Source organism: Lachnoanaerobaculum sp., from assembly GCF_057250505.1.
In genome coordinates this window covers 1-22,818 of record NZ_DBHIEQ010000028.1, presented here as the reverse complement: position 1 = coordinate 22,818, position 22,818 = coordinate 1, and the positions used below count along the sequence as shown (strand labels likewise).

Sequence of the window (22,818 nt, the reverse complement as noted above, 5' to 3'; positions counted from 1 at the left end):
TATGAAAGTTGAAGTTTTGACAAGTGGATATGTGAGCATGGATCATATTATAAAATTGAAAACTCCTGCTAAAGTGGGTTTTACATCAATAGTTGAGAACCAATCTTCAGCGGAAATATTTTATGGTGGATGTTCTGTGAATATAGCTTATGAACTTTGTAAGCTGGGGATAGACTCTATGCCTTTGATAAGAGTGGGTAGAGACTATGAATCTACCGGATTTAAAAGTTTTCTGGAAGAGGCTAAAGTTCCTACATATGGAATTAACATAATAGAAGAGGATATAACGGGATACTGCTATTTGTTACAAGATAATAATAATGAGCATATTACAATATTTTATCCAGGAGCCATGGACAGAAAATATTCATTAGGTTTTAAAGATGAACTTTTTAAGGATGTAAAGCTTGGAGTAATAACTGTGGCTTCTATAGATGACAATATGGATTTTTATAGGAAATGCCAAAAGTTTAATATTCCGATAGTGTTTGGAATGAAGGATGATATGGAAGCTTTTCCTGAATATTTTTTGAAGGAAATTTTAAAGGAAAGCAAAATAATATTCACAAATGAAGTTGAATGTGAAATTATTAAGCATATAAAAGGTATATCAGATATAAAAGAGCTTTTTATTGATGGAAAAGTTGATATATTGATAACTACTTTAGGTGCTGACGGTAGTATTTGTTACATCAGAAAAGGTGAGAAGATAATTGAAAAGAGAATAGAAGCTATAAGAATAAATAATGTTGTTGATGCTTCAGGTGGCGGAGATGCATACATGTCAGGTTTCTTGTATGGATATCTTAAGGATTTTGAGCCTGAAGATTGTTGTAGATTGGGGACAATAATGGCATCACATATTATTCAAAAAGAGGGGTGTTTAAGTAATGTACCTGATGAATCAAAACTCCTTGGTGACTTTGATTCTCTATTTAAAAAGAAAGTGGAATAAGTATGAAAGCATTATATACCGGAGTTAGTAAGGAAGATATAGGTAAGTATGTTATTTTTTCCGGAGATCCATGGAGGGTTGAGAGACTTTGTAAATATATGGATTCTCCAAAAAAAATAGCATTTTTAAGAGAATTTAATACTTATACAGGAATGTATAAAGGAATAAAAGTAACTATAACATCTACGGGTATTGGTGCTCCTTCAGCTGCAATTGCAATGGAAGAGATGTATGAAGCCGGAATGGAAGTTGCAGTAAGAATGGGGACTGTAATGTCACTGAAGGAAAATACATTAGGTGATTTTATGATACCGGTTGCAGCCATGAGAAGGGAAGGAACAAGTCAGAATTATGTTGATTTATCTTATCCTGCTGTGGCAGATATAGAGTTAATAAATATAATGAATGATACTGTGAAAAGTGTATATAAAAAGTATCATAATGGAATAAATTGCACAATGGATGGATTCTATACCAATATGCACGAATCGAGATTTTCAAAAGAGTCAAATCGAGATATTGATAAAACATTTAATGAGTTAAGAAAACTTGGTGTTGACGGTATAGACATGGAATCAGCATGTTTGATGACATTGGGTAGACTTATGAATGTAAAAACCTGTACTTTAACTATAGTTACGGTTTTAGAGAATCTCAAAGATAAACTTGATGGTGAAGACAGGAAAGAGGCTGAAGAATTGCTGTGTAAAGTGGCCTTAGAGGGCATATATAATTATGCAAATAAAAAGGAGCTTGTATGAGAAACGATATAATTAGTAATGGAGGAAAGACGGTTATTGGTATGGTACATTGTAAACCATTGCCGACAACCGTGGGATTCAACGGAGACTATCAAGAAATAATAGATATAGCTGTTGAAGATGCCAAGACACTGGAAAAAGCAGGAGTAGATGGGATAATAGTAGAAAATATGGGAGATACACCTTTTTCAGCTTTATTAAATAAAGCACAGTTAGCGGCGTTAAGTGTAGCGGCATATGCAGTAAAAGAAGCTGTAAAAATACCGGTAGGTGTAGATGCGGCATTTAATGACTGTGAATCCGGTTTTGCAATTGCAGGTATGATAGGAGCTGATTTTGTAAGAGTTCCTGTATTTGTTGATAGAGTGCTTTTTACAGATGGAGTGATAGAGCCATGTGCTAAAAAATGTATGGAATATAGAAAAAGCTTAGGACTGGAGCATATAAAGATTCTTGCTGACATACAAGTAAAACATGCACACATGATTTTACCAGGTATAACAATAGAGCAATCAGCTAAGGATGCAGCTGCAAATGGAGCTGATGCCATCATAGTAACGGGATCACAAGTTGGTGAAGAAACTCCTATAGAGATGATTGACCGAGTAAAAAAAGTTGTGAATATACCTGTGATAGCCGGTAGTGGTGTAAATGATACAAATATAAAAGATCAGCTTAATATAGCTGATGGAGCAATAATAGGTTCGGGCTTTAAGATTAACGGAAAGATCGAAAATCCTATTTCTTATGAATTAACAAAAAAAGTCATGGATGCACTTAGAATGTGAGGGGATTAGTATGATGAGACCAATGAAACTTGCAGGTTCTGAATTAGTATTTGGAAACGGTTCTTTGGAATATATTAAGTCAGTGAATTGTGAAAGAGCTGCAATAGTTGTAGGTGGAAGCAGCATGGAAAAGAATGGAACACTGGCAAAGGTAGAGGCTCTATTTAAAGAATCCGGTGTTGTTACAACAGTTATAAGTGGTGTAGAGCCGGATCCATCAATAGAAACTGTTTTGCGTGGGGCAAAAGAAATGGTTGAATTCAATCCGGATTTGATAGTTGGACTTGGTGGAGGATCCGCAATGGATGCTGCCAAGGCTATGTGGATTTTCTATGAGCATCCGGATCTTAAAGACTTACAAGATATTTTACCTCCAAACATATTTCCTAAATTAAGAAAAAAGGCAAGACTTTGTTGTATTCCATCAACATCAGGTACGGCCAGTGAAGTATCCAGATCTATAGTTATTACTGACAACTCTACAGGATTGAAGTATGGAATAGGAAATATGGAGATGATGCCGGATATAGCTATATGTGATGGAGACATAACTGTTTCTATGCCAAGTAAAATTACAGCGGAGACAGGAATGGATGCTTTGACACATGCTCTTGAGGCTTTAGTTTCAAATAGAGCGAATTATTTAAGTGATATTTTAGCAAAAGCAGCCATAAAAGATATATTTAAATTTTTACCTAAGGCATATAAAAATGGCGAGGATAAAGAAGCAAGAGAGCTTATGCTACAGGCATCTATGGTTGCAGGTTTAGCATTTACAAATGTATCTTTAGGAATTGTGCATTCTATGGCACATACTTTAGGAAGTGTATACCATATATCACATGGATTGGCAGATGCAATAATTTTGCCATATGTGATAAGCTATAATAAGCAAAGCGAAAAAGCAAAAGAGATATATAAGAATATTTCCGATGAACTTGGAATAGGTGATATAGAGTTCGAAGTAAAAAGGCTCAATAAAGAATTAAACATACCTGAAAAACTTTCTGAGTTGATACCAAATAGAGAAGATTATATATCTAAATTAGATATTTTGACAGATTTTGCTAAAAAAGATGGTTGTACCAAAACAAATCCTGTAATACCGGAAATAGAAGGTTTTAAAGAGCTATTTATAAAGGTATACGATGGAAGTAAGGAGAACTAGATGGAAATAATATGCTATTTATCCAGTGGATATCCAACAATAGAGTCAAGTATTGAGGTTGCAAATGATTATGTAAAAGCCGGATGTAAAATTATTGAAGTAGATTTTCCTTCAAGAGATCCGTACTTGGAGGGAGAATATATAGCGGATAGAATGAAAAAGGCACTAGAAAACTGTGATGATTATAATAAATATATGGACTTTATAGTTAGTCTAAAGAGAAATTTGCCGGATGTAAAACTTCTTGTATTAGCTTATGAAAATACAGTAGAAGAAATTGGGGTAGATAAGTTTATAAGGTTTTGCCTAGATAATGATTTAAAAGATATATTGCTTGTAGGATTGAAGGATGATACTATAAAGAATAAGATTATATCTGCAGGTTTATTGGTTTCATGTTATGTACAATCACATCTTCCGGAAGAAGAAATTGACCTTGCTAAGAGATCAAATGGATTTGTATATTTACAAGCAAAACCTTATATCGACCAGATATTACATCCTAAATACAAGACTTTGAAAGATGCGATAGGATACTTGAGAGAACTGGGCATAGACAGACCTATTTACTGCGGGGTAGGAGTACATGAACCAAAAGATGTTACTACTGTAAAAGAAGCAGGTGGAGATGCGGCTTTTGTTGGTAGCGCAATCTTAAAATTACACAATGATAGAAATGCTATGATGGAAAAGATAAAGGAATTTAAGGCTATGTGTTAAATAATGACTTGATGTTATAATCCGGTTATATTGTGATTTTAGCCAGAGGTAAGAAAAGAGGTATACAGATTTGATATTAGAAGATAAATCGCCAAAGTATTTTATAGTAAAGAAAGCGATAGTTGAAAATATTGATAATGATTTATATCATTCTAATGAGGCGATACCAAGTGAAAAGAAACTTATGGAATTGTATAATGTAAGTAGGATTACCATAAGAAAAGCCATTGATGAATTGGTAACAGAAGGATACCTTTATAAAATACAGGGTAAGGGTACCTATGTTAAGGCCGATGAGGGTAGCAATAATTTGTTTTCTATTACAAGTAGCACCGAAGATGTGCAAAAAATGGGAATGACACCGAGCAAGAAAACGAAAATAAGCAGAATAGAATTTGCGTCTCCTAAACGTGCAAAGGCTTTAGAAATATCGACTGATGATAAAGTTGAGGTTATTGGAAGAATTTCATATGCAAATTTGGAACCTTTAAATTATACAATAGCATTTTTGCCGGAAAAGATATTTCCAGGATTGATAGAATATGATCTTGAACATGAATCTTTGTATAAGCTTATCAATGACCAGTATAGTGTAAGGATTACAAAGGCCAGACGAACTATAGAAGCAGTTTTGGCAAAGGATGAAATAGCAAAATACCTTGAGCTTGAAGAAGGAATGCCGGTTATCTTATTCAGATGTGTTACATATGGTATTGTAAGTGGAAAAGAGACTCCTATAGAGTATTTTAAATGTTATTACAGGACTGATAAATATAAATTTTATATAGATCAAATAAGGCAATAGTTTAAATTAAAAGCTGTCACAAAGTGTGCCGGCTTTTTTTAGTTAATAATTTTGGAGTAATAAAATTTGTATATGTGGTACTGATATAAAAAGATTGGATATTGACTTTTATATTATAAGTTCATAGAATTTTAGTAAATTAAGTATATAAGAGTTTTTACTGATATATTTGATTAGAATTAAGAAAAAGTTTATTAAGACAAAAAGATTTAAAATATATTTGTGTTAATTTGTTGTGAAAGGTATGATAATGTTGGACGATAATAAAATATATACTGCTGAAGAAGTATATAAGAGTATTTTAAAAAGAATTATAAAATTAGAACTAGAGCCGGGGCAGCTTATTAGTGAAAATCAAATGTGTATAGATTATGGAGTATCAAGGTCTATAATAAGAAATGCATTTACAAAATTGGCGCAACTAAAGTTTGTAGAGGTAAGACCGCAAAGAGGCACTTACGTTACACAGATAGACTTAAATTATATATCAGACCTCTTAATGCTTAGAACGGCAGTGGAAAAGGAAGTTATATATGAGATGTTTACAAAGCTGGATGAATCTGCAAGATTGGAACTGGTAAAGAAACTTGAGAAGAATATCGAAGAAGAAGAAAAATACATAGATGAAAAAATATACTCACGTAAATTCGGAATACTGGATAGCGAATTTCATAAAACAATGATTGACAGTGTAAACAGATATGCATTAGTGGTAATCCTAAGTGATATTATGCTTCACATTTCAAGATGGAGAAATTTTGATGTCAAGTTTGCAAATCGCATTCATGAGTTGGTTGAAGAGCATAAGAATATAGTAAATGGAATAAAGAGTAATGACCTATACAAGGCGCAGGAGTGCATGGCTGCTCATTTGGAAACAATTACAGATATATATGAAAGTGCAATAAAACAATTCCCTAGATATTTTATATCTTAAAATTTGAAAATCATAAAGGATTCAATTTCAACAAACTTCATGCTTTTGGTAAAGAATTACATATATAATTATGATTATATAATAATACAGTACAATATACTGATTAAAAATAAGTTTTATATACAAAGTATACAATAAGAAAGTTAAAAAAATAGAAAATGTAAAAAATAAACAAAAAAATACGTGCAAGTATATTAATAATACATATTTACAAAAATAATAAAAATTGATAATATTATAACATAGATATCAATTTAAATATGTTGATATAATTATTTTGTAATCACTTGTATACTAGTAGACAAGAATTAAAGGAGAAATATATGTACACATTGGGCGTTGATATTGGCTCAACCACATCAAAGGCTGTAATATTGGAGGATGGAGAAAACATAGTAGCTTCTTCAATAGTTGTAGCAACTGTGGGAACAGCCGGTGTAGAAGAAGCTGTAAAAAATGTACTAAACTCTTCAAAACTTGAACTTAAAGATATTAAATCGGTAGTTGCTACAGGCTATGGTAGGATGAACTATGAGCTGGCAGACTATAAAGTCAGTGAACTGACATGCCATGCTTTGGGAGTTCATAGAGAGTTTCCGAATGTCAGGACGGTAATAGATATCGGTGGTCAGGATGCGAAAGTAATATCACTTGCTACTAACGGTAAAATGACAAATTTTGTTATGAACGATAAATGCGCGGCGGGAACCGGAAGATTTCTTGATGTAATGGCTAATATTCTTAATCTCCAAGTAGACGAGTTAGAGATTGAGGCGTTAAAATCTGATAATCCTGCAAATATATCAAGTACATGTACAGTTTTTGCAGAGTCGGAAGTGATATCTCAGCTTGCCACAGGAAGGAATATACCGGACCTGGTAGCCGGAATATGTAAATCTGTTGCGATAAGAGTAGCTGCATTAGCTAAGAGAATTGGCATAGTTGAAGAAGTATGTATGAGTGGTGGTGTAGCCAAAAACTCAGGTGTCAGAGAAGCTATGAGTAAAGAACTCGGTGTAGATATAGTGTTTAGTAAGAACGCTCAACTTATGGGAGCACTTGGAGCCGCAATATACGGCTTTAAAAAGTCATAAATTTTATATTAAAAGTAGGAGGAAACCAGTGGAAGAAGCTAAAAAACAAAAGCCTACTATAGATCCCAATAGTGCAAAAGCTAGATTGGGTAGGATTGCAGCAAAAGCATACAGTGACTGCGTAGAGGCTAAACAGCGAGGAGAATTGGTAGGATGGTGCGCAAGTAACTTTCCGGTAGAGATTCCTGAAACATTAGGATTATATGTATGTTATCCTGAAAATCAGGCGGCCGGAATCGCAGCCAGAGGTGGCGGAGAACGAATGTGTAGTGAGAGTGAAGGTGACGGATATTCAAATGATATATGTGCATATGCCAGAATATCTCTTGCATATATGAAGCTTAAAGAAGCACCGGAACAAGATATGCCACAACCGGATTTCGTTCTATGTTGTAATAATATATGTAACTGTATGATTAAATGGTACGAGAACATTGCCAAAGAATTGAATATTCCTATGATTATGATAGATATTCCTTTTAATCCTGATTATGAAGTGTCAGAGGCAATGACAGCTTATATTAGAAATCAGTTCTGGGATGCAATACATCAATTAGAAGAGATTACAGGTAAAAAGTGGAGCGATGAAAGATATGAAGAAGTAAGGAAGATTTCAGGAAGAAGCTCCAGAGCGTGGCTTGAAGCAACAGCTACAGCTAAATATTCACCATCACCATTTAACGGATTTGATTTATTGAATCATATGGCTGTTATGGTTACAGCCAGAGGAAAACTTGAAGCGGCAGAGGCAATGGAGACTTTACTTAAAGAGTATAAAGAAAATCATGAAAAAGGTGAGTCTACATTTAAGGGTGAAGAAAAATACAGAATTATGTTTGAGGGTATAGCATGTTGGCCTTGGCTTCGTGCTACAGCGACAGGACTTAAGAGCCGTGGAATAAATATGGTTACAACCATATATGCTGATGCCTTCGGATTTATTTATGATGATTTTGACGGAATGTGCAGGGCATATGCTAATGTACCTAATTGCATGAATATAGAGCATGCAAGAGATAAGAGAACAAAGCTTTGTAAAGATAACAGTGTTGAAGGACTTCTTGTACATACAAACAGATCTTGTAAACTTTGGTCAGGTTTTATGTCTGAAATGAGCAGACAAATTGGTGAGGAATGTGGAATACCTGTTGTAAGCTTTGACGGAGATCAGGCAGATCCAAGAAACTTCTCTGAGGCTCAATATGATACAAGAGTTCAAGGTTTGACAGAAATTATGGAAGTAAATAAGGAAATTTAAGGGGGAGACTATGTGGCATTGTTTAGAAACTTTAAAAAAGGTTAGTGTGTCTCCAAAGGAACAGCTCGATAAATACCTTGCAGAAGGAAAGAAAGTTATAGCTGTTGCACCTGTATATACACCTGAGGAGATAATTCATGCTTTTGGATTTGTACCAATGGGTGTATGGGGAGCAGATATTGAAATAAACGAGTCAAAGAAATATTATCCTGCATTCATTTGCTCAATAATGCAGACTATATTGGAACTTGGAATAAAAGGAAATTACTCCGGAGTAAGTGCAATAGTAGTTCCGTCACTTTGTGATTCACTTAAAACTTTAGGTCAGAACTGGAAATATGCGGTAAAAGATATTCCGTTTATACCGATGACTTATCCACAAAACAGAAAGCCTGATTATGCGGTTGATTTTACTGTTGAAATGTATAAAAGAGTGATAAACGACCTTGAAAATATTACAGGTGAAAAGTTTGATGAGAGTAAACTCCAAAAAACATATGAGATCTATAATGAACATAACAGAGTAATGAGGGAATTCTCTAAGATTTCAGAAGAGTATGAAGTATCTGCAGCAGATAGAAGTGCAGTATTTAAGAGTGCTTGGTTTATGCTTAAAGAAGAGCATACAGAACTTGTTAAAGAACTTATCGAGCTTATTAAAAGAGAAGGAAAGATTTCTAAGAAGCTTAGAGTTTATACAACGGGTATATTGGCCGATGCACCGGATTTGCTTAATATATTTGACAGTAATAATCTGCAGATAGTAGGCGATGATATAGCTTATGAATCAAGACAATATAGAACAGACATTACAAGTGGAAATGATTTATATGCTTTAGCAAAGAAATTCTCAGAAATGGATAATTGCTCACTACTGTATGACAGAGATAAAAAAAGAGTAAGCTTTATAATTGAAGAAGCAAAGAAGAAAAAAGCAGATGGTATAGTTGTTCTTATGACTAAATTCTGCGATCCTGAAGAGTTTGATTATGTGCCGATAAAGAGAGCGGCAGACGAGGCAGGTATTCCACATATAAATATTGAAGTGGATAGACAAATGAAAAATTATCAGCAAGCAAATACCATGTTACAAACATTTGCAGATATGTTGATTTAGGAGGAACATCATGATTAATAAGGACAAAATGCCTGTGGTGATAGGCGTAGCATTCGTATGGTTTACAACTCAGTTTGGTGGCGGTTTTGCATCAGGAAACCAGTTGAGAGCATTCTTTTTGAACTTCGGAATATGGGCATTTGTAACCTGTATTCTTACTCAAGCAATCGGTGCGTTCTATCAGTGGTATGCACTTAAATATGCTAAGAAACACGAATTATATAACTATGCAAGCTTCAATAAGAGTTTTTATAGATTCAATGATAAGTTCGGAAAAAAAGCCGGAGATGTATTAGCTGTAGTTTTCAGTACATTATATGAGTTGGTTTATTTAGTAACAATTTGTGTTGCTCCTGCGGCAGCTTTTGCAACTGGTGTGGCTACAATGGAAAAATCATTTGGGATTAATCATTGGATCGGAACAATATTTACAGGCTTATTTATCTTTATTGTTGCTGTTTACGGTACAAATGTTGTTAGAAAAGTCGCATCAACACTTTCAGTTTTAATAGTTGCAGGATTATTCCTTGTTTATATACCTAATATTATTATGCAGTGGGGAGACATTGTGTCAAATCTTTCAGCAGAGATTTCAAATCCTGCACCTGTCGGACCTGCTTTAATAAAGGGTATTGTATATGCCGCATTCCAGTTGGGTGCAATAGGCTTACTTGTACAGCACGCTAAACCTTTTGATTCTCATCATTTGGCAAAGACATCAATGGTGTACGGATTTTTTGTAAACGGTTTTATATGCTTACTTGCTGTTCTTGGACTTACAGCTATTATAAATGAACCTGATTTTGCAAAGGAGTCTATTCCGCTTATTATACTTGTAAATAAAGGATTTGCACCTGAAATCTTAAGACCTATGATTTCAATACTTATTGTTTTAGGTTCTGTATCAACTGCGGTCAATATGATTGCCGGAATGAGCAACAGAATTTGTTCATCTATTGATAAGGATTTTGATCCTAATAACAAACCGGGTGTAAATGTTATTGTTGTTACATTGGTATGTACATTACTTGCATTCTTTATTGCACAGTTAGGTTTAAACAAGATCGTTGCAGTTGGATATAAGTATTTAGGTTATCTTACAATACCTGTAATTATGATACCTTATCTTATTCATATGGCTGTTACAAAGTTTGACGAAGAATAAATTAAAAGGGAGAAGAGATATGAGCAAACCTTTAGAGGGCGTAAAAGTAGTTGAGTTGGCAACATTTATTGCCGCTTCAACATCAGGAAGATTTATGGCTGATTTGGGCGCCGATGTTATAAAAATTGAATCAGCAAAGGGAGACCCGCTTAGATATACAGCACCAAGTGAAGGTAGACCTCTTGATATGTATGAGAATACAACATGGGATCTTGAAAACGGAAACAAAAGATGTATTTCTTTGGATATGAGAAACCCGGAGGCAAAGGAAGCATTCTTTAAGCTTCTTGATACTGCAGATGTACTTATTACAAACTGGAGAGTACAGGCACTTGAGAGAGCAGGCTTAGATTATGAAACACTTAAGAAGAGATATCCTAAGCTTGTATATGCTATATGTACAGGATATGGAGAGTTCGGACCTGACAAGGATCTTCCGGGATTTGACTTCACAGCGTTCTTTGCAAGAGGCGGATACCTTGATTCATTAAGACAAAAGGGAAGCGTTCCTATGAATGTAGTACCGGGACTTGGAGATCACAATGTTGGAATGAACCTGGTGGCAGGAATTCTTGCAGCACTATATCAGGCAAAAGTTAAGGGTGTTGGTGAAAAAGTAGAGACATCATTGTTTGAGAGTGCAATATTTAATTTCGGAATGATGATTCAAGCATCGAATTATGAAGGAATAGCACAAAGCTATCCTATAGATGTAAGAGAAAGTGCCAATCCGTTTAATGCAGCATGGAGAACAAAGGATGAGAGATTTATCCAAACATGTATGCCTGACTACAATACTTACTATAAGAAATTTATGGCAGCAATTGGCAGAGAGGATCTGGTAGAAAGCGATAAGTATTTCCCGGTTCAAAGCTTACAGGCTAATAAGCTTGGAACAGAAGTATATGATATTGTAATGGAAGCTATCAATAAGAAAGATATGGAGTATTGGAGAAGTGTATTTACAGAGGCTGATATTCCGTTTGCATTAGCACAAAACTGGATGGAAATAAGAAATGATAAGCAGGCTGAGGCGAACAATTGTTTCTATGATATGACATATGAAAATGGAAATACAAGACGTTTGGTTCGACTTCCTGTAAAGTTTACAGAGATGGGAGCACCTGATTATAAAAGAGGTCCGTTTATCGGTGAGAACGGAAGAGAAGTACTGAAAGAAATAGGCTATAGCGACTCTGAAGTAGATAAGCTCATAGATACTAATGCTCTGTACATCTGGGAAAAAAAGTAAAAAAGCAAAAAAGGACTTTATAGTCCTTTTTTAGCTCAATTTAACTTGTATACAAGTATCTCATTGATTTTAAAGGTAGGGAAATGTTTGTAAATATTATTGAAGTATTAAAAGATAATGCAATTAAATATGCTGATAATATAGCACTCGAGGATGAGGATAAGAGTCTATCCTGGAAGGAATTGGATAAAAGTTCAGATAGCATTGCACAAATTTTTCTGAAAATGGGATATGAAAAAGGCTGTCATATAGGATTATCGGGTAAGAACAGTGTTGAATGGGCTGAGATTTTTCTGGGAATTTTAAAGTTTGGAGGAATACCTGTTTTATTAAATACTCAATGGAAAACATGTGAACTTGAAAAAATTGTAGAACACTGTGATATTGAATGTATTATATATGATAATAATATCACTACTATGAATAAATTATGTAGTGACAAAGTTAAGTGTATTTGTTTTAGTGAAGTTAACGGTAATATAATATTTTCAAGTGATATTAAGGCCTGTAATGCAGATATTAATGCAAAAGATACTGCATGTATTATTTTTACATCAGGTTCTACAGCCATGCCAAAGGCGGTTATGCTAAGTCATGAGAATATATTGAGCAACTCAAGCTCTATTGTTAAAGCATTGCATTGGAACAGCGAAGATAAGATGTGTATATGTGTGCCTATGTTTCACTGCTTTGGGCTTACAGCAGGATTAATTTCAGGAATAGTAAGTAAGGCCTGTGTATATATAATTGGTGATTTTAGAAATAAAAAGGTATTTGAAGCAATAACAACTAAAAAGTGTAATATTCTCAGCGGTGTTCCAAGTATGTTTCTAATATTCTATGAAAAATACGGAGACAGAAGCTTTTTAGGCTTGAAGAGCGGTATTATTGCCGGATCACCTATACTGTTAAATGATTACAGAAAAATTCTTGCTATGTTTCCTAAAATGAAACTATTAACTTCATATGGTCAGTCTGAGACTTCACCATGTGTAACAGTATCTGATTGGGATACTGACATAGAAAATATGCCAATACATTCCGGAAAAGCGATAGAGGGTGTAAGCGTAAAAATTGACAGTGATTTTGTTCTTAAAGAGGGAGAGAATATACTCTGTGGCGAGGTATTGGTCAAAGGTGTTAATGTTATGCAGGGATATTATAATAATCCTATTGAAAATGAAAAGATATTTACGAATGACGGATGGCTAAGGACCGGAGATTTGGGATATTTAGACAGTGACGGCAATCTATATATAAAGGCCAGAAAAAAGGATGTTATTATAAAACTTGGTGAAAAAATATCACCAATGGAAATAGAAGAAGTTGTATACAAGATAGACGGCATAAAACATGCAAAGGTATGTGGTATTCCTGAAAAAATAGTGCAGGAAGAGGTAGCTCTTTGTATTGTTACAGACAGGGAGATTTCAGATGAATATATTATTGAGTATTTGAAACAATATTTATCGGAATATAAATTACCAAAAAAAATTTTTAGATTTGATAGTTTCCCTTCTACCTCAAATGGAAAGATAGATATTGCCGCATTAAAAAATAAGATTAATAGAATATTAGACAAAGGAGAAAATCAATGTCAGAATGCTATTTTACAGAACAACATGAATTGATTAGAAAGCTTGCAAAAGATTTTGCTGAGAAAGAACTTACGAAGGAATTACTCGATGAAGTGGAAGAAACAGGGGTATTTCCGGAGGAAGTATTGCAGAAGATGGCTAAGGCCGGATTCTTTGGAATAAAGATTCCAAAAGAACTTGGTGGACAAGGAGCGGATGCAAGAAGCTATGTCCTTGTAATGTCGGAAATAGCAAAGGCATCAAGTGTTGCCAGCATATATGTATCAAGCCCTAATTCGCTCTCAGGTGGGCCGTTGTTGATAGCAGGAAATGATGAGCAAAAGAAAAAGTATCTAACTCCGGTTGTTAAAGGTGAAAAGAAACTTGCGTTTGCTTTAACTGAGCCGGGTGCAGGATCTGATGCTGCAGGTATGACTACAACAGCGGTAAAAGACGGAGATTATTATATCTTAAACGGAAGAAAATGCTTCATAACAATGGCTCCTTTATCCGATTATGCAGTTGTTTTTGCAAAAACAGATATGACAAAGGGAACAAGAGGTGTAAGTGCATTTGTAATTGATATGAAACAGGAAGGTGTCAGTTGCGGAAAGCACGAAGACAAGATGGGACTTATAGGATGTGCAACATCTGATATCGTTATGGAAAATGTCAGAGTGCATAAATCAGACATGCTTGGAGAAGAGGGAAAAGGATTTAATCTTGCTATGGCTACACTTGATACAGGTAGACTTGGTGTTGCATCACAGGCAATCGGTGTTGCTGAAGCATGTTTGGAAGAGGCGTGTAAATACGCAAAAGAAAGAAAGCAGTTCGGAAAGAACATAGGCGCATTCCAGGCTATAGGATTTACAATAGCGGATATGGCAACAAAACTTGAAGCGGCAAAGCAATTGACATATAGAGCTGCATATATGATGGATACAAAGCAGGATTCAGGTATGGCTGCCAGTATGGCAAAACTCTATGCAACAGAAATTTGTAATGAAATAGCTGCAAAGGCTGTACAGATACATGGTGGATACGGATATATCAAAGATTATAAGGTTGAAAGAATGTATCGTGATTGTAGAGTATTTACTATATATGAAGGAACAAGTCAGGTTCAACAGATTGTTATCAGCTCAAAACTACTAAGGAAATAATGGAGGATACAAATGAAAATATGTGTATGTGCTAAACAGGTTCCTGATACAAATGAAGTAAGAATTGATCCTGTTAAGGGAACATTGATAAGAGAAGGAGTGCCTTCAATATTAAATCCGGATGATGCAAATGCTTTGGAAGCCGCACTTCAACTAAAAGATGAATATAAAGATACTACAATATCAGTTATAAGCATGGGACCCCCACAAGCAACATATATGCTGAGAGAATGCCTTGCTATGGGTGCGGATGAAGCAGTTCTTTTGAGTGACAGAGCATTTGGTGGTGCCGATACATGTGCTACATCTACAACAATTGCAGCAGGTATTAAGATGCTTGGTGATGTGGATATTATATTTGGAGGTAGACAGGCTATTGACGGAGATACTGCTCAAGTTGGACCACAGGTTGCTATGAGACTTGGAATTCCTGTAGTTACATATGTACAGAAAATTGTTGAATACACAGGAGATAAAATAAAAGTACAAAGACAATTGGAAGACGGTTATGAAGTTATAGAAGTGAAATTACCTTGCTTCCTTACTTGCGTAAAAGAATTAAATGAGCCAAGATATATGAGTGTCGGTGCGATTGTTGATGCTTATAAAAAAGATATTAAAATATATAATCATGAAGATGTAAAACTTGATCCTAAGGATTGTGGACTGAATGCTTCTCCAACACAGGTATTTAGATCTTTTACACCCCCTGTTAAGGGAAAAGGTGAAATGCTTCAAGGAAGTAATAAAGATATGGCAAAGCAGCTCGTTGTTAAACTTAAGGAAAAACATTTGATTTAAGGGGGAGAATATGTCAGTTGTAGTTATCGAAAAAGATTGTCGAGGATGTACTAAATGCGTTAAATCTTGTCCATTTGATGCTATTACTATGGAAAATAAAAAGGCAGTTATCGGAATCGCATGTACAAGCTGTGGAACATGTATAGAAGTATGCCCGTTTGATGCTATAGTAAAAGATGAAGTTGAAAAAGAAGAGCATGATTTATCATTATATCATGACATTTGGGTATTTGCTGAACAAAGACAGGGACAATTACAGGATGTAGATTTAGAACTTTTGGGAGAAGGAAAAAAGCTGGCAGATGCAAGAGGTTGTCAGTTATGTGCTGTTGTTTGCGGATCGAATCTTACAAATATTGTTGAGGAGCTCTTTGCACATGGTGCTCAAAAAGTATATTATATTGAGGATGAAAGACTGAACCAATATACTACAGACGGATATTCAATAGCAATAGGTGATGCTATAGAACAATATAAGCCGGAAATAGTTTTACTCGGCGCGACTCACATCGGTAGAGACTTAGGTCCATGCTTGGCTGTAAACTGTAATACAGGTCTTACAGCAGACTGCACAAAGCTTGAAATAAATGAAGAAACTAAAGGAATTATGCAGACAAGACCGGCATTCGGCGGTAATTTGATGGCAACTATAGTTTGCCCTAATCATAGACCTCAAATGTCTACAGTAAGACCGGGAGTAATGGAAAAGGCTGAAAGAGTAGATGGTGCAAAGGGAGAACTTATAAGAGTACAGACAAAATTAAAAGACGAAGATATTAGAACAAAGGTATTGGAAGTAATAAAAACTGTACAGGAAAAAGTTTCACTTACAGATGCGAAGGTAATTGTTTCGGGTGGAATGGGCCTAGGCAATGCTGAAGGATTCAAGTTACTGGAAAGACTGGCAAAAGCTTTCGGTGGTACAGTTGCTGCTTCAAGAGCTGCGGTAGATGCAGGTTGGATTGATCATGCTTACCAGGTTGGTCAGACAGGAACTACAGTAAAGCCAAGTATATATTTTGCATGTGGAATTTCAGGTGCTATACAGCATGTAGCCGGTATGCAAAACTCGGATCTGATTATAGCAATAAATACTAATGAGAATGCTCCTATTTTTGATATTGCAGATATAGGAATGACAGGAGATTTATATAAAATTATTCCTGATATATTAGAAGAATTAAACGCATAAATAAGGATATAGAAAGTCATAGAAACAGAATCGTCTCTGGTTCTATGACTTTTCTAATGCTTAAATGTTATTATTAAAAAATGCTACTTTGTAACCTTAATTTAGTTATGGTAAATATGGTAGCTTTACTATAAGAGAATGGTAGTTTTTTCCATATTTGCCAATACTGAAGTTTTGATATAGAATAAATATAGTTTTAGCGGTTATGAGCCGATACTTATTTTAACTTACGGAGGTCCTATGAATTACAAATTTCACTACAAGAATACAGCTTTTGAACTTTTTAAGCTGTCTTTTTTCTTTTTGTATTCCTCTTTGGCGGGGATTGTGAATATTATTTTTACAGTTGCGATGATTGCACTGATATATGCAAGGTGGGATGATGCTACAGACTTGCTTAGGGTGGTACTTGTCATAGCAGTACTTTTATTTGTGTTGTTTCAGCCTGTAATTATGTATAACAGGGCAAGGAGAAATTCAAAGGCACTAAAGGAGCTTAGCCTGGAATTTGGTGACAGAGGTATCGCCGTAGAGGCAGAGGGCAAGCGTGAGTATATAGATTGGAAGAAGATAAAAGCCGGTAAGAGATTTCCGCAGATGCTTATTATTTTTACAGACAATACAAACGGATATATTCTTACAAAGAGGGTTGTAGGAAATAATTATAAGAAGGTGTTTGGCAATATATTAGAGAGAATAAGGCGATGAAAGTTAGAGTTTTACTTCTTGTTATGCTTTGTTTTGTCATATTTAATACCTCATGTGTAAGAAAGAGCATGTCGGCTGAGTATGTCTTTACATATGCCGAGAATCATCCGAAGGATTACCCTACGACGCTTGGGGCTTTTGAATTTGCAAGGCTGGTCAAAGAAAAAAGCAAGGGCAGGATAATCATAAATGTGGTGTATGACGGAAAGCTTGGGGATGAGCTTAGTGTTATAAAGCAGATAAAATTCGGCGGAATAGATTTTGCAAGAGCGTCCATATCACCTCTGTCAAATGAGATTCCTATACTAAATGTTTTACAGATGCCGTATCTTTACAGAGATGATGAACATATGTGGAATGTTTTAGCAGGTGAGGTTGGAAAAGAAATCTTTGAGGATTTTGAAGGTTCAGGTATTGAGCCGCTGTCATTTTATACAGCAGGTGCCAGAAGCTTTTATAACAGTAAAAGACCTATAGAGGATATTTCGGATTTGTCGGGGCTTAAGATAAGAGTACAGCAGTCTGAACTTATGAAAGATATGGTGAAGATGCTTGGGGCTGAGCCTGTTGCTATGGAGTACGGGCAAGTATACGGTGCGCTTCAAAGAGGTGTAATAGACGGTGCGGAGAACAATACTCCGTCTTATATTTCAGCACTTCACTTTCAATATGCCGAGTATTATACTAAGGATGAGCATACCAGAGTGCCTGAGGTGCAGATTTGTTCAAAAGTGACATTTGACAAACTATCTAATGAGGATAAAGATATTATAAGGGCGGCGGCTGTGGAGAGCAGCAGTTATGAGAGGAAAATCTGGGATGAAAAGGAGAGGCTTTATGAAGATGAGCTGCTTAAAAAGGGTGTTAAGATAAATACACTTTCAGCGAGTGAAAGAGAACATTTTAGGGAAGTCTTAAAGCCGCTTTATGAGAAGTATTGTAATGACTATATGGATTTGATAAATAAAATAAATGAAAAGTGAGGTAGCATATGCAAAAGTTTAATTATTATTCACCTACAAGGATTGTTTTCGGAGCGGGAACAAGAAATGATATCGGTACTTTAATAAAAGAGTTCGGAGTAAAGAAGGTTGCCGTCATCTTTGGCGGAAACAGTGCAAAGAAAAGCGGTCTGCTTGATTTGGTGGAAGAAAAGTTAAAGTTAGAGGGCATGGATGTACTCTTACTTGGCGGTGTCGTACCGAATCCGCTTTTAAGTAAGGCAAAGGAGATGACAAAGGAAGCTGTCAAGTTCGGAGCCGAGTTTGTGCTGGCGGTAGGCGGCGGAAGTGTCATAGATACCGCAAAATTTGTTGCAATCGGTGTGGCAAGTCCCGACACAGATATAGAGGAGTTTTTCTTTCAAAGAAAGAAGGTGGAAAAGTCCGCTCCTATCGGTACCGTTTTGACTATTGCGGCGGCAGGATCTGAAACCAGTGATTCAGCAGTGCTTACAGATGATGTTACAGGAACTCATATAAAGAAAGGCATTACCACAGATTATAACAGATGCAAGTTTGCTATAATGGACCCTGAACTTACTTATACTTTACCTAAGTATCAGATAGGTGCAGGTGTGGCCGATATCTTTATGCACACATCTGAGAGGTATTTTACAAATATTTTGGGCAATCATTTGACCGATGAGATGGCTGAGGGGCTTTTTAGGGATATTATTAAGTATGGCCCTGTGGGAGTGAAAAATCCTACTGACTATGAGGCAATGAGTGAAATAATGTGGTGCGGCAGTGTCTCACATATAGGGCTTACAGGTCTTGGAGCCAAGGGAGATACACCAAGAGACGGTGACTGGTCATGCCATCAGCTTGGAATGGCTATATCGGCACTCTTTGACTCCACACATGGTGCAACCCTCAGCGCTGTTTGGGCTTCTTGGGCAAACTATGTGAAGGATGAGAATATATCAAGATTTGCAAGCTTTGCAAGAAAAGTGTATGGAGTAGCTGAGACTGATGATAAAAAGGCCACTGATATAGGAATAGAAAGAACTGTAGAATTTTTCAAGTCTGTAGGAATGCCTGTAAGTTTACACGAGCTTCTTAACAGAGAGGTAAGCGAAAAGGATTGTGAAGACTTGGCAATAAACTGTTCCTATAAGAAATCAAGAAGTATAGGATGCTTCAAATCACTTGACTATAATGATATGTACAATATCTATATGGCGGCAAGATAATATATAAGAAGGCTTTAGGATGAGGTTCCTGAAGCTTTTTTGTTTGATTTATACTCCGGCATCTTTGACCTTACAATTATAATATGCTATAATTATCATATTACTTCTTATAACCAGAAGTAATAATAGGAGGAGGTAGCTTATGATTGTTATGTATGTAAAGTTAAAGAATATTTGTGCATTTGATGATTTTCATGCAAATTTTTCATATCCTAAAAAAATAGTGAACAGCTCTATAGAAAGAGAATATTTGCCGGGATTTCATAATTTCAGATATAAGAAAGTGAATATACTTCTGGGTACTAATGCAAGTGGAAAAACCTCTTTTGGAAAAATACTTATGTATATATTCAACTTTATGAAGAGAAAGGAATTATTAAATATAACAGATAGAATATCTGATAATAAAAAAGAAAGTGTTTTCTCAATAGACTATATTTCCGACAAGAATACTTTATCTTCGCTGGAAGTTATTATACCGCCCGAAGAGGGAGAATATTCTATTGAACGATGCCAAATATCGTTGAAGCGTGTAAATATCAAAAAAGGTGACAGTTATGAAAAGTGTGTAGAAAGAATGAAAAATGGCAAAGAAGTGGAGGCTTTTGAAGGATTAGAGGCATTAGAAAAAGTTTCAAAATCAAGCAGGCTTGGATGGAATTTTACATATCCTATGGATTCAAATTACTATATTCGAGATATAAAAGTTGATGACTTGGAGAATGAACTGTATTTAAAAGTTTTGAAAAATGTGTTGATGACATTAGATAATTCTATTGTCGATATAAAAAAAGTTGACAGTATTGAACATACTTATGCTATAGTGATGAATAATAATAATCTTATAATACAGGAAGGCAAAGTACTGGATCCTAACAATATTCTTTCAAGTGGAACGAAAGCAGGAATTGAAATATCAGGTTTTCTTACTGCACTTATGGAGCATAGAAACGGATTTTATTATTGTGATGAGAAGTTTTCGTATATACATAGTGATATTGAAAAGGCTATCCTATCAGTAATGATATCTAAACTTGGTAGTGGAGAGCAGATGTTCTTTACAACACATAATCTTGACATTACAGATATGGATTTACCTAAGCATTCTTTTCTGTTCATGAGAAAAGAAAATATGGGGGGCAAATTCATTATTTCATGTGAGTCGGTATCAAACAGATTAAAGAAAGCGACAGATTCGGTAAGGAATGCAGTAGATAATGATATTTTTGCAGTGGCACCAAGAATCGATTTAATATACGATTTGGCATATGAAGATGATATATTAGATGAAGATGTGGGGTGAGATCAATGAAATCCGGTCAGTACCACTATTATGTGGAAGGCGAGAATGAAAGAGTTCTTGTAGAGATATTGAGTAAGTGTAAGGATGAAAAATTTAATGTTATAAGACCCGGGAAAATAGATGTATTTAATGTAGTTGAACGAGAGATAAAAAGTACTCATATGATGAACTTAAAAGATAATACGGTAGTGGTATTGGTATTTGATGCTGATACAAAAAATAGAGCCATTTTGGATAAAAACACTAAGTTCTTAGAGAAACATAAAAAGATAAAAGACGTTATACTTATACCGCAAGTTTACAATTTAGAGGATGAATTGGTTAGAAGCTGTAATATAAAGAATATACTTCAATTGCTTGGAAGCAAGTCAAATAAGGAGTTTAAAAGTGATTTTAATAAGGTTAATAATTTAAATGAGTATTTGGTTAGAGCAGAGTTTGCATTTGATAAATTGTGGAGGAAGGATACAGACGGTATATTTGCCGGAATTACAAACGGTATACATAAAATAGAAAAATAAAAAGGATTTGAGCAAAAGCTCAAGTCCTTTTTCAGTATCTCCACTTAAGTAAACCGTATTTAGATATATATGAGTTGTGGTACCTGTTATCTGTAGTCACATCTTCGCCGAACCATTCGGGCGGGATAAAATTATCGGCTTCTTCTACTGAGTTAAACTCCACCTCTACAAGTTTGAGGCTGTCAAGGTCGCCTTTAAATATATCAAGCTCCGCTATAAGACTATTTTCAATCGGAATTTTATATCTACTCTTTGAGATAATGATACCGTCACATTTTTTAAGTAAATGATTAAAAGATGCTTTATTAAGAGGCAAATTGTATTCACTGTGTGAGAGAAGACCGCTGCCCTTATAAGTCAGTACGTAGTCATCGTTTTCTTTTCGCACTCTGACTACAGGGGCGGTATTTAAGTAGCCTTGAGTCATATCTATCCTCTCATATGTATCAAGATTATCCGGTATTTCTTTTACAAGAAACTTTCTTTCTATTTCTATGTTTTCCATAGTATTCCTCCATAGTATAAGTTGATTCTGTTTAAAAAAGTGTCCTACAACTAAATTATAAGACTGTTTCACCTGATTTTCCGGTTCAAAATCAGTATACATAATTTTTCGGAACAATTAAAGGAAATATTTGTATATAACAGGTATGGAAATATTGTACATTTAACTTATATTTGTTATAATATTCGTGCCTTTAATATATAAAGTGTAAAAAATATTTTGGAGAGATTATGAATAATACGGTTTTGATTGTTGCGGTTGTAGTGGTAATTTGGGCGGTACTCTTTGTTGTTATGATGAGCTTTAATAAAAAGAGACAGGCTAAGGCTAATGAATTTAATAATGAGAATAGAAACAGAGCCATTGTGCATTTATATGGAAAGAATTTAAAGATTGACGGAAATGATATTTCGCAGTTTGATACAACTACAGGTGAGAGTCTGGAAAAGGTTGTAGCTCTTGATGCAGGTAAACATAGCTTTGAAGGTATTTTTGAGACTACTGCGGTAGGTGCTACAGGAAAAAATATAAATATAAAGACGGAGAATTTGCAGTTTGAAGCGGATTTGCAGAGCGGACACACCTACTCCGCAGGTATATATGATTATTCACCTGAAGATAGAGAGCGCTATATAAAGGAATATGGAAGCAAGGTGGAAGACATCCTTGTAATGCCTTTAAGTCTTTACAAAGAGAGTGATTACGTGGCAGGTTGTTTGGCAGTCACATGCGATAAATAATTTTTACATAAATAATCTTGAAACTTTTTAATCACAGTGTCAAGCATAAATGATTATGTCCTAAAATAATTATTTTATAAGCCCCACAAAA

At 35.1% G+C, this 22,818-nt stretch carries 23 protein-coding genes; 22 read left to right on the top strand and 1 reads right to left on the bottom strand.

Annotated elements, in window-relative coordinates; all coding sequences use genetic code 11:
• Position 1: 1 nt before the first annotated feature.
• The 21 genes from ACO6FI_RS10870 to ACO6FI_RS10770 all read left to right on the top strand — a co-directional run bounded on the left by ACO6FI_RS10870 (position 2) and on the right by ACO6FI_RS10770 (position 21,482).
• Positions 2-955 (top strand): PfkB family carbohydrate kinase, encoded by a 954-nt coding sequence (locus ACO6FI_RS10870; protein WP_485457349.1) that lies wholly within the window; start codon positions 2-4, stop codon positions 953-955.
• A 2-nt stretch (positions 956-957) separates the two neighbouring features.
• On the top strand, positions 958-1,716 hold the full coding sequence (locus tag ACO6FI_RS10865) for a nucleoside phosphorylase (RefSeq protein WP_485457348.1): 759 nt from the start codon (positions 958-960) through the stop codon (positions 1,714-1,716).
• Entirely contained in the window at positions 1,713-2,504 is a 792-nt protein-coding gene (locus ACO6FI_RS10860) for a BtpA/SgcQ family protein (RefSeq protein WP_485457347.1), read from the top strand. The genes ACO6FI_RS10865 and ACO6FI_RS10860 overlap by 4 nt, the downstream gene beginning before the upstream one ends.
• 10 nt (positions 2,505-2,514) lie before the next feature.
• Positions 2,515-3,672, top strand: a complete 1,158-nt coding sequence (locus ACO6FI_RS10855) for an iron-containing alcohol dehydrogenase (RefSeq protein ID WP_485457346.1) — start codon at positions 2,515-2,517, stop codon at positions 3,670-3,672.
• On the top strand, positions 3,673-4,392 hold the full coding sequence (locus ACO6FI_RS10850; protein ID WP_485457345.1) for a tryptophan synthase subunit alpha: 720 nt from the start codon (positions 3,673-3,675) through the stop codon (positions 4,390-4,392).
• 70 nt (positions 4,393-4,462) lie between these two features.
• Positions 4,463-5,197, top strand: coding sequence for a GntR family transcriptional regulator (locus ACO6FI_RS10845; protein WP_485457344.1), 735 nt, complete (start codon positions 4,463-4,465; stop codon positions 5,195-5,197).
• A gap of 250 nt (positions 5,198-5,447) precedes the next feature.
• Positions 5,448-6,134, top strand: a complete 687-nt coding sequence (locus tag ACO6FI_RS10840; RefSeq protein ID WP_288914604.1) for a GntR family transcriptional regulator — start codon at positions 5,448-5,450, stop codon at positions 6,132-6,134.
• Positions 6,135-6,457: 323 nt separating this feature from the next.
• Entirely contained in the window at positions 6,458-7,228 is a 771-nt protein-coding gene (locus tag ACO6FI_RS10835; RefSeq protein WP_485457343.1) for an acyl-CoA dehydratase activase, read from the top strand.
• Between the two features lie 28 nt (positions 7,229-7,256).
• Positions 7,257-8,486 carry a 2-hydroxyacyl-CoA dehydratase subunit D gene (locus tag ACO6FI_RS10830; protein WP_282670238.1) on the top strand — a complete coding sequence of 410 codons (1,230 nt, stop codon included), beginning with the start codon at positions 7,257-7,259 and terminating at the stop codon, positions 8,484-8,486.
• Positions 8,487-8,496: 10 nt separating this feature from the next.
• A complete protein-coding gene (locus ACO6FI_RS10825; protein ID WP_455034874.1) occupies positions 8,497-9,603 on the top strand; it encodes a 2-hydroxyacyl-CoA dehydratase subunit D in 1,107 nt (368 codons plus the stop codon).
• 10 nt (positions 9,604-9,613) lie between these two features.
• Positions 9,614-10,768 carry a YkvI family membrane protein gene (locus tag ACO6FI_RS10820; protein WP_314164928.1) on the top strand — a complete coding sequence of 385 codons (1,155 nt, stop codon included), beginning with the start codon at positions 9,614-9,616 and terminating at the stop codon, positions 10,766-10,768.
• Positions 10,769-10,787: 19 nt separating this feature from the next.
• A complete protein-coding gene (locus ACO6FI_RS10815; protein ID WP_282670235.1) occupies positions 10,788-12,020 on the top strand; it encodes a CaiB/BaiF CoA transferase family protein in 1,233 nt (410 codons plus the stop codon).
• A gap of 83 nt (positions 12,021-12,103) precedes the next feature.
• The gene (locus tag ACO6FI_RS10810) at positions 12,104-13,651 is read left to right on the top strand and encodes a class I adenylate-forming enzyme family protein (RefSeq protein WP_485457342.1); all 1,548 of its coding nucleotides are present in this window, start codon (positions 12,104-12,106) and stop codon (positions 13,649-13,651) included.
• The gene (locus ACO6FI_RS10805; RefSeq protein WP_485457341.1) at positions 13,615-14,763 is read left to right on the top strand and encodes an acyl-CoA dehydrogenase family protein; all 1,149 of its coding nucleotides are present in this window, start codon (positions 13,615-13,617) and stop codon (positions 14,761-14,763) included. Before ACO6FI_RS10810 ends, ACO6FI_RS10805 begins: the two co-directional genes overlap by 37 nt.
• Before the next feature lie 12 nt (positions 14,764-14,775).
• Positions 14,776-15,564, top strand: coding sequence for an electron transfer flavoprotein subunit beta (gene etfB, locus ACO6FI_RS10800; RefSeq protein ID WP_009663490.1), 789 nt, complete (start codon positions 14,776-14,778; stop codon positions 15,562-15,564).
• 10 nt (positions 15,565-15,574) lie between these two features.
• Complete coding sequence (locus ACO6FI_RS10795) at positions 15,575-16,756, top strand: FAD-binding protein (RefSeq protein WP_485457340.1); 1,182 nt, start codon at positions 15,575-15,577, stop codon at positions 16,754-16,756.
• Between the two features lie 240 nt (positions 16,757-16,996).
• Positions 16,997-17,464: a YcxB family protein gene (locus ACO6FI_RS10790; protein ID WP_485457339.1), complete on the top strand. Its 468-nt coding sequence runs from the start codon at positions 16,997-16,999 to the stop codon at positions 17,462-17,464.
• Positions 17,461-18,447: a TRAP transporter substrate-binding protein gene (locus ACO6FI_RS10785; RefSeq protein WP_485457338.1), complete on the top strand. Its 987-nt coding sequence runs from the start codon at positions 17,461-17,463 to the stop codon at positions 18,445-18,447. Before ACO6FI_RS10790 ends, ACO6FI_RS10785 begins: the two co-directional genes overlap by 4 nt.
• An 8-nt stretch (positions 18,448-18,455) precedes the next feature.
• The gene (locus ACO6FI_RS10780; RefSeq protein WP_485457337.1) at positions 18,456-19,658 is read left to right on the top strand and encodes an iron-containing alcohol dehydrogenase; all 1,203 of its coding nucleotides are present in this window, start codon (positions 18,456-18,458) and stop codon (positions 19,656-19,658) included.
• A 142-nt stretch (positions 19,659-19,800) separates the two neighbouring features.
• The gene (locus tag ACO6FI_RS10775; RefSeq protein ID WP_485457336.1) at positions 19,801-20,961 is read left to right on the top strand and encodes an ATP-binding protein; all 1,161 of its coding nucleotides are present in this window, start codon (positions 19,801-19,803) and stop codon (positions 20,959-20,961) included.
• Positions 20,962-20,966: 5 nt separating this feature from the next.
• On the top strand, positions 20,967-21,482 hold the full coding sequence (locus ACO6FI_RS10770) for a hypothetical protein (protein WP_485457335.1): 516 nt from the start codon (positions 20,967-20,969) through the stop codon (positions 21,480-21,482).
• A gap of 31 nt (positions 21,483-21,513) precedes the next feature.
• Here the strand turns inward: ACO6FI_RS10770 and ACO6FI_RS10765 are convergent, their stop codons facing one another.
• Positions 21,514-21,987, bottom strand: a complete 474-nt coding sequence (locus ACO6FI_RS10765) for a CYTH domain-containing protein (protein WP_485457334.1) — start codon at positions 21,985-21,987, stop codon at positions 21,514-21,516.
• A gap of 230 nt (positions 21,988-22,217) precedes the next feature.
• Here ACO6FI_RS10765 and ACO6FI_RS10760 point away from each other — a divergent pair, with 230 nt between their 5' ends.
• A complete protein-coding gene (locus tag ACO6FI_RS10760) occupies positions 22,218-22,727 on the top strand; it encodes a hypothetical protein (RefSeq protein ID WP_485457333.1) in 510 nt (169 codons plus the stop codon).
• Positions 22,728-22,818: the final 91 nt, after the last annotated feature.

Bases quoted from the DNA above. Each gene is read 5' to 3' on its own strand.
- ACO6FI_RS10870 (WP_485457349.1), top strand. From the start codon at position 2: ATGAAAGTTGAAGTTTTGACAAGTGGATATGTGAGCATGGATCATATT.
- ACO6FI_RS10865 (WP_485457348.1), top strand. From the start codon at position 958: ATGAAAGCATTATATACCGGAGTTAGTAAGGAAGATATAGGTAAGTAT.
- ACO6FI_RS10860 (WP_485457347.1), top strand. From the start codon at position 1,713: ATGAGAAACGATATAATTAGTAATGGAGGAAAGACGGTTATTGGTATG.
- ACO6FI_RS10855 (WP_485457346.1), top strand. From the start codon at position 2,515: ATGATGAGACCAATGAAACTTGCAGGTTCTGAATTAGTATTTGGAAAC.
- ACO6FI_RS10850 (WP_485457345.1), top strand. From the start codon at position 3,673: ATGGAAATAATATGCTATTTATCCAGTGGATATCCAACAATAGAGTCA.
- ACO6FI_RS10840 (WP_288914604.1), top strand. From the start codon at position 5,448: ATGTTGGACGATAATAAAATATATACTGCTGAAGAAGTATATAAGAGT.
- ACO6FI_RS10835 (WP_485457343.1), top strand. From the start codon at position 6,458: ATGTACACATTGGGCGTTGATATTGGCTCAACCACATCAAAGGCTGTA.
- ACO6FI_RS10825 (WP_455034874.1), top strand. From the start codon at position 8,497: ATGTGGCATTGTTTAGAAACTTTAAAAAAGGTTAGTGTGTCTCCAAAG.
- ACO6FI_RS10820 (WP_314164928.1), top strand. From the start codon at position 9,614: ATGATTAATAAGGACAAAATGCCTGTGGTGATAGGCGTAGCATTCGTA.
- ACO6FI_RS10815 (WP_282670235.1), top strand. From the start codon at position 10,788: ATGAGCAAACCTTTAGAGGGCGTAAAAGTAGTTGAGTTGGCAACATTT.
- ACO6FI_RS10810 (WP_485457342.1), top strand. From the start codon at position 12,104: ATGTTTGTAAATATTATTGAAGTATTAAAAGATAATGCAATTAAATAT.
- ACO6FI_RS10805 (WP_485457341.1), top strand. From the start codon at position 13,615: ATGTCAGAATGCTATTTTACAGAACAACATGAATTGATTAGAAAGCTT.
- etfB (WP_009663490.1), top strand. From the start codon at position 14,776: ATGAAAATATGTGTATGTGCTAAACAGGTTCCTGATACAAATGAAGTA.
- ACO6FI_RS10795 (WP_485457340.1), top strand. From the start codon at position 15,575: ATGTCAGTTGTAGTTATCGAAAAAGATTGTCGAGGATGTACTAAATGC.
- ACO6FI_RS10790 (WP_485457339.1), top strand. From the start codon at position 16,997: ATGAATTACAAATTTCACTACAAGAATACAGCTTTTGAACTTTTTAAG.
- ACO6FI_RS10785 (WP_485457338.1), top strand. From the start codon at position 17,461: ATGAAAGTTAGAGTTTTACTTCTTGTTATGCTTTGTTTTGTCATATTT.
- ACO6FI_RS10780 (WP_485457337.1), top strand. From the start codon at position 18,456: ATGCAAAAGTTTAATTATTATTCACCTACAAGGATTGTTTTCGGAGCG.
- ACO6FI_RS10775 (WP_485457336.1), top strand. From the start codon at position 19,801: ATGATTGTTATGTATGTAAAGTTAAAGAATATTTGTGCATTTGATGAT.
- ACO6FI_RS10770 (WP_485457335.1), top strand. From the start codon at position 20,967: ATGAAATCCGGTCAGTACCACTATTATGTGGAAGGCGAGAATGAAAGA.
- ACO6FI_RS10765 (WP_485457334.1), bottom strand. From the start codon at position 21,987: ATGGAAAACATAGAAATAGAAAGAAAGTTTCTTGTAAAAGAAATACCG.
- ACO6FI_RS10760 (WP_485457333.1), top strand. From the start codon at position 22,218: ATGAATAATACGGTTTTGATTGTTGCGGTTGTAGTGGTAATTTGGGCG.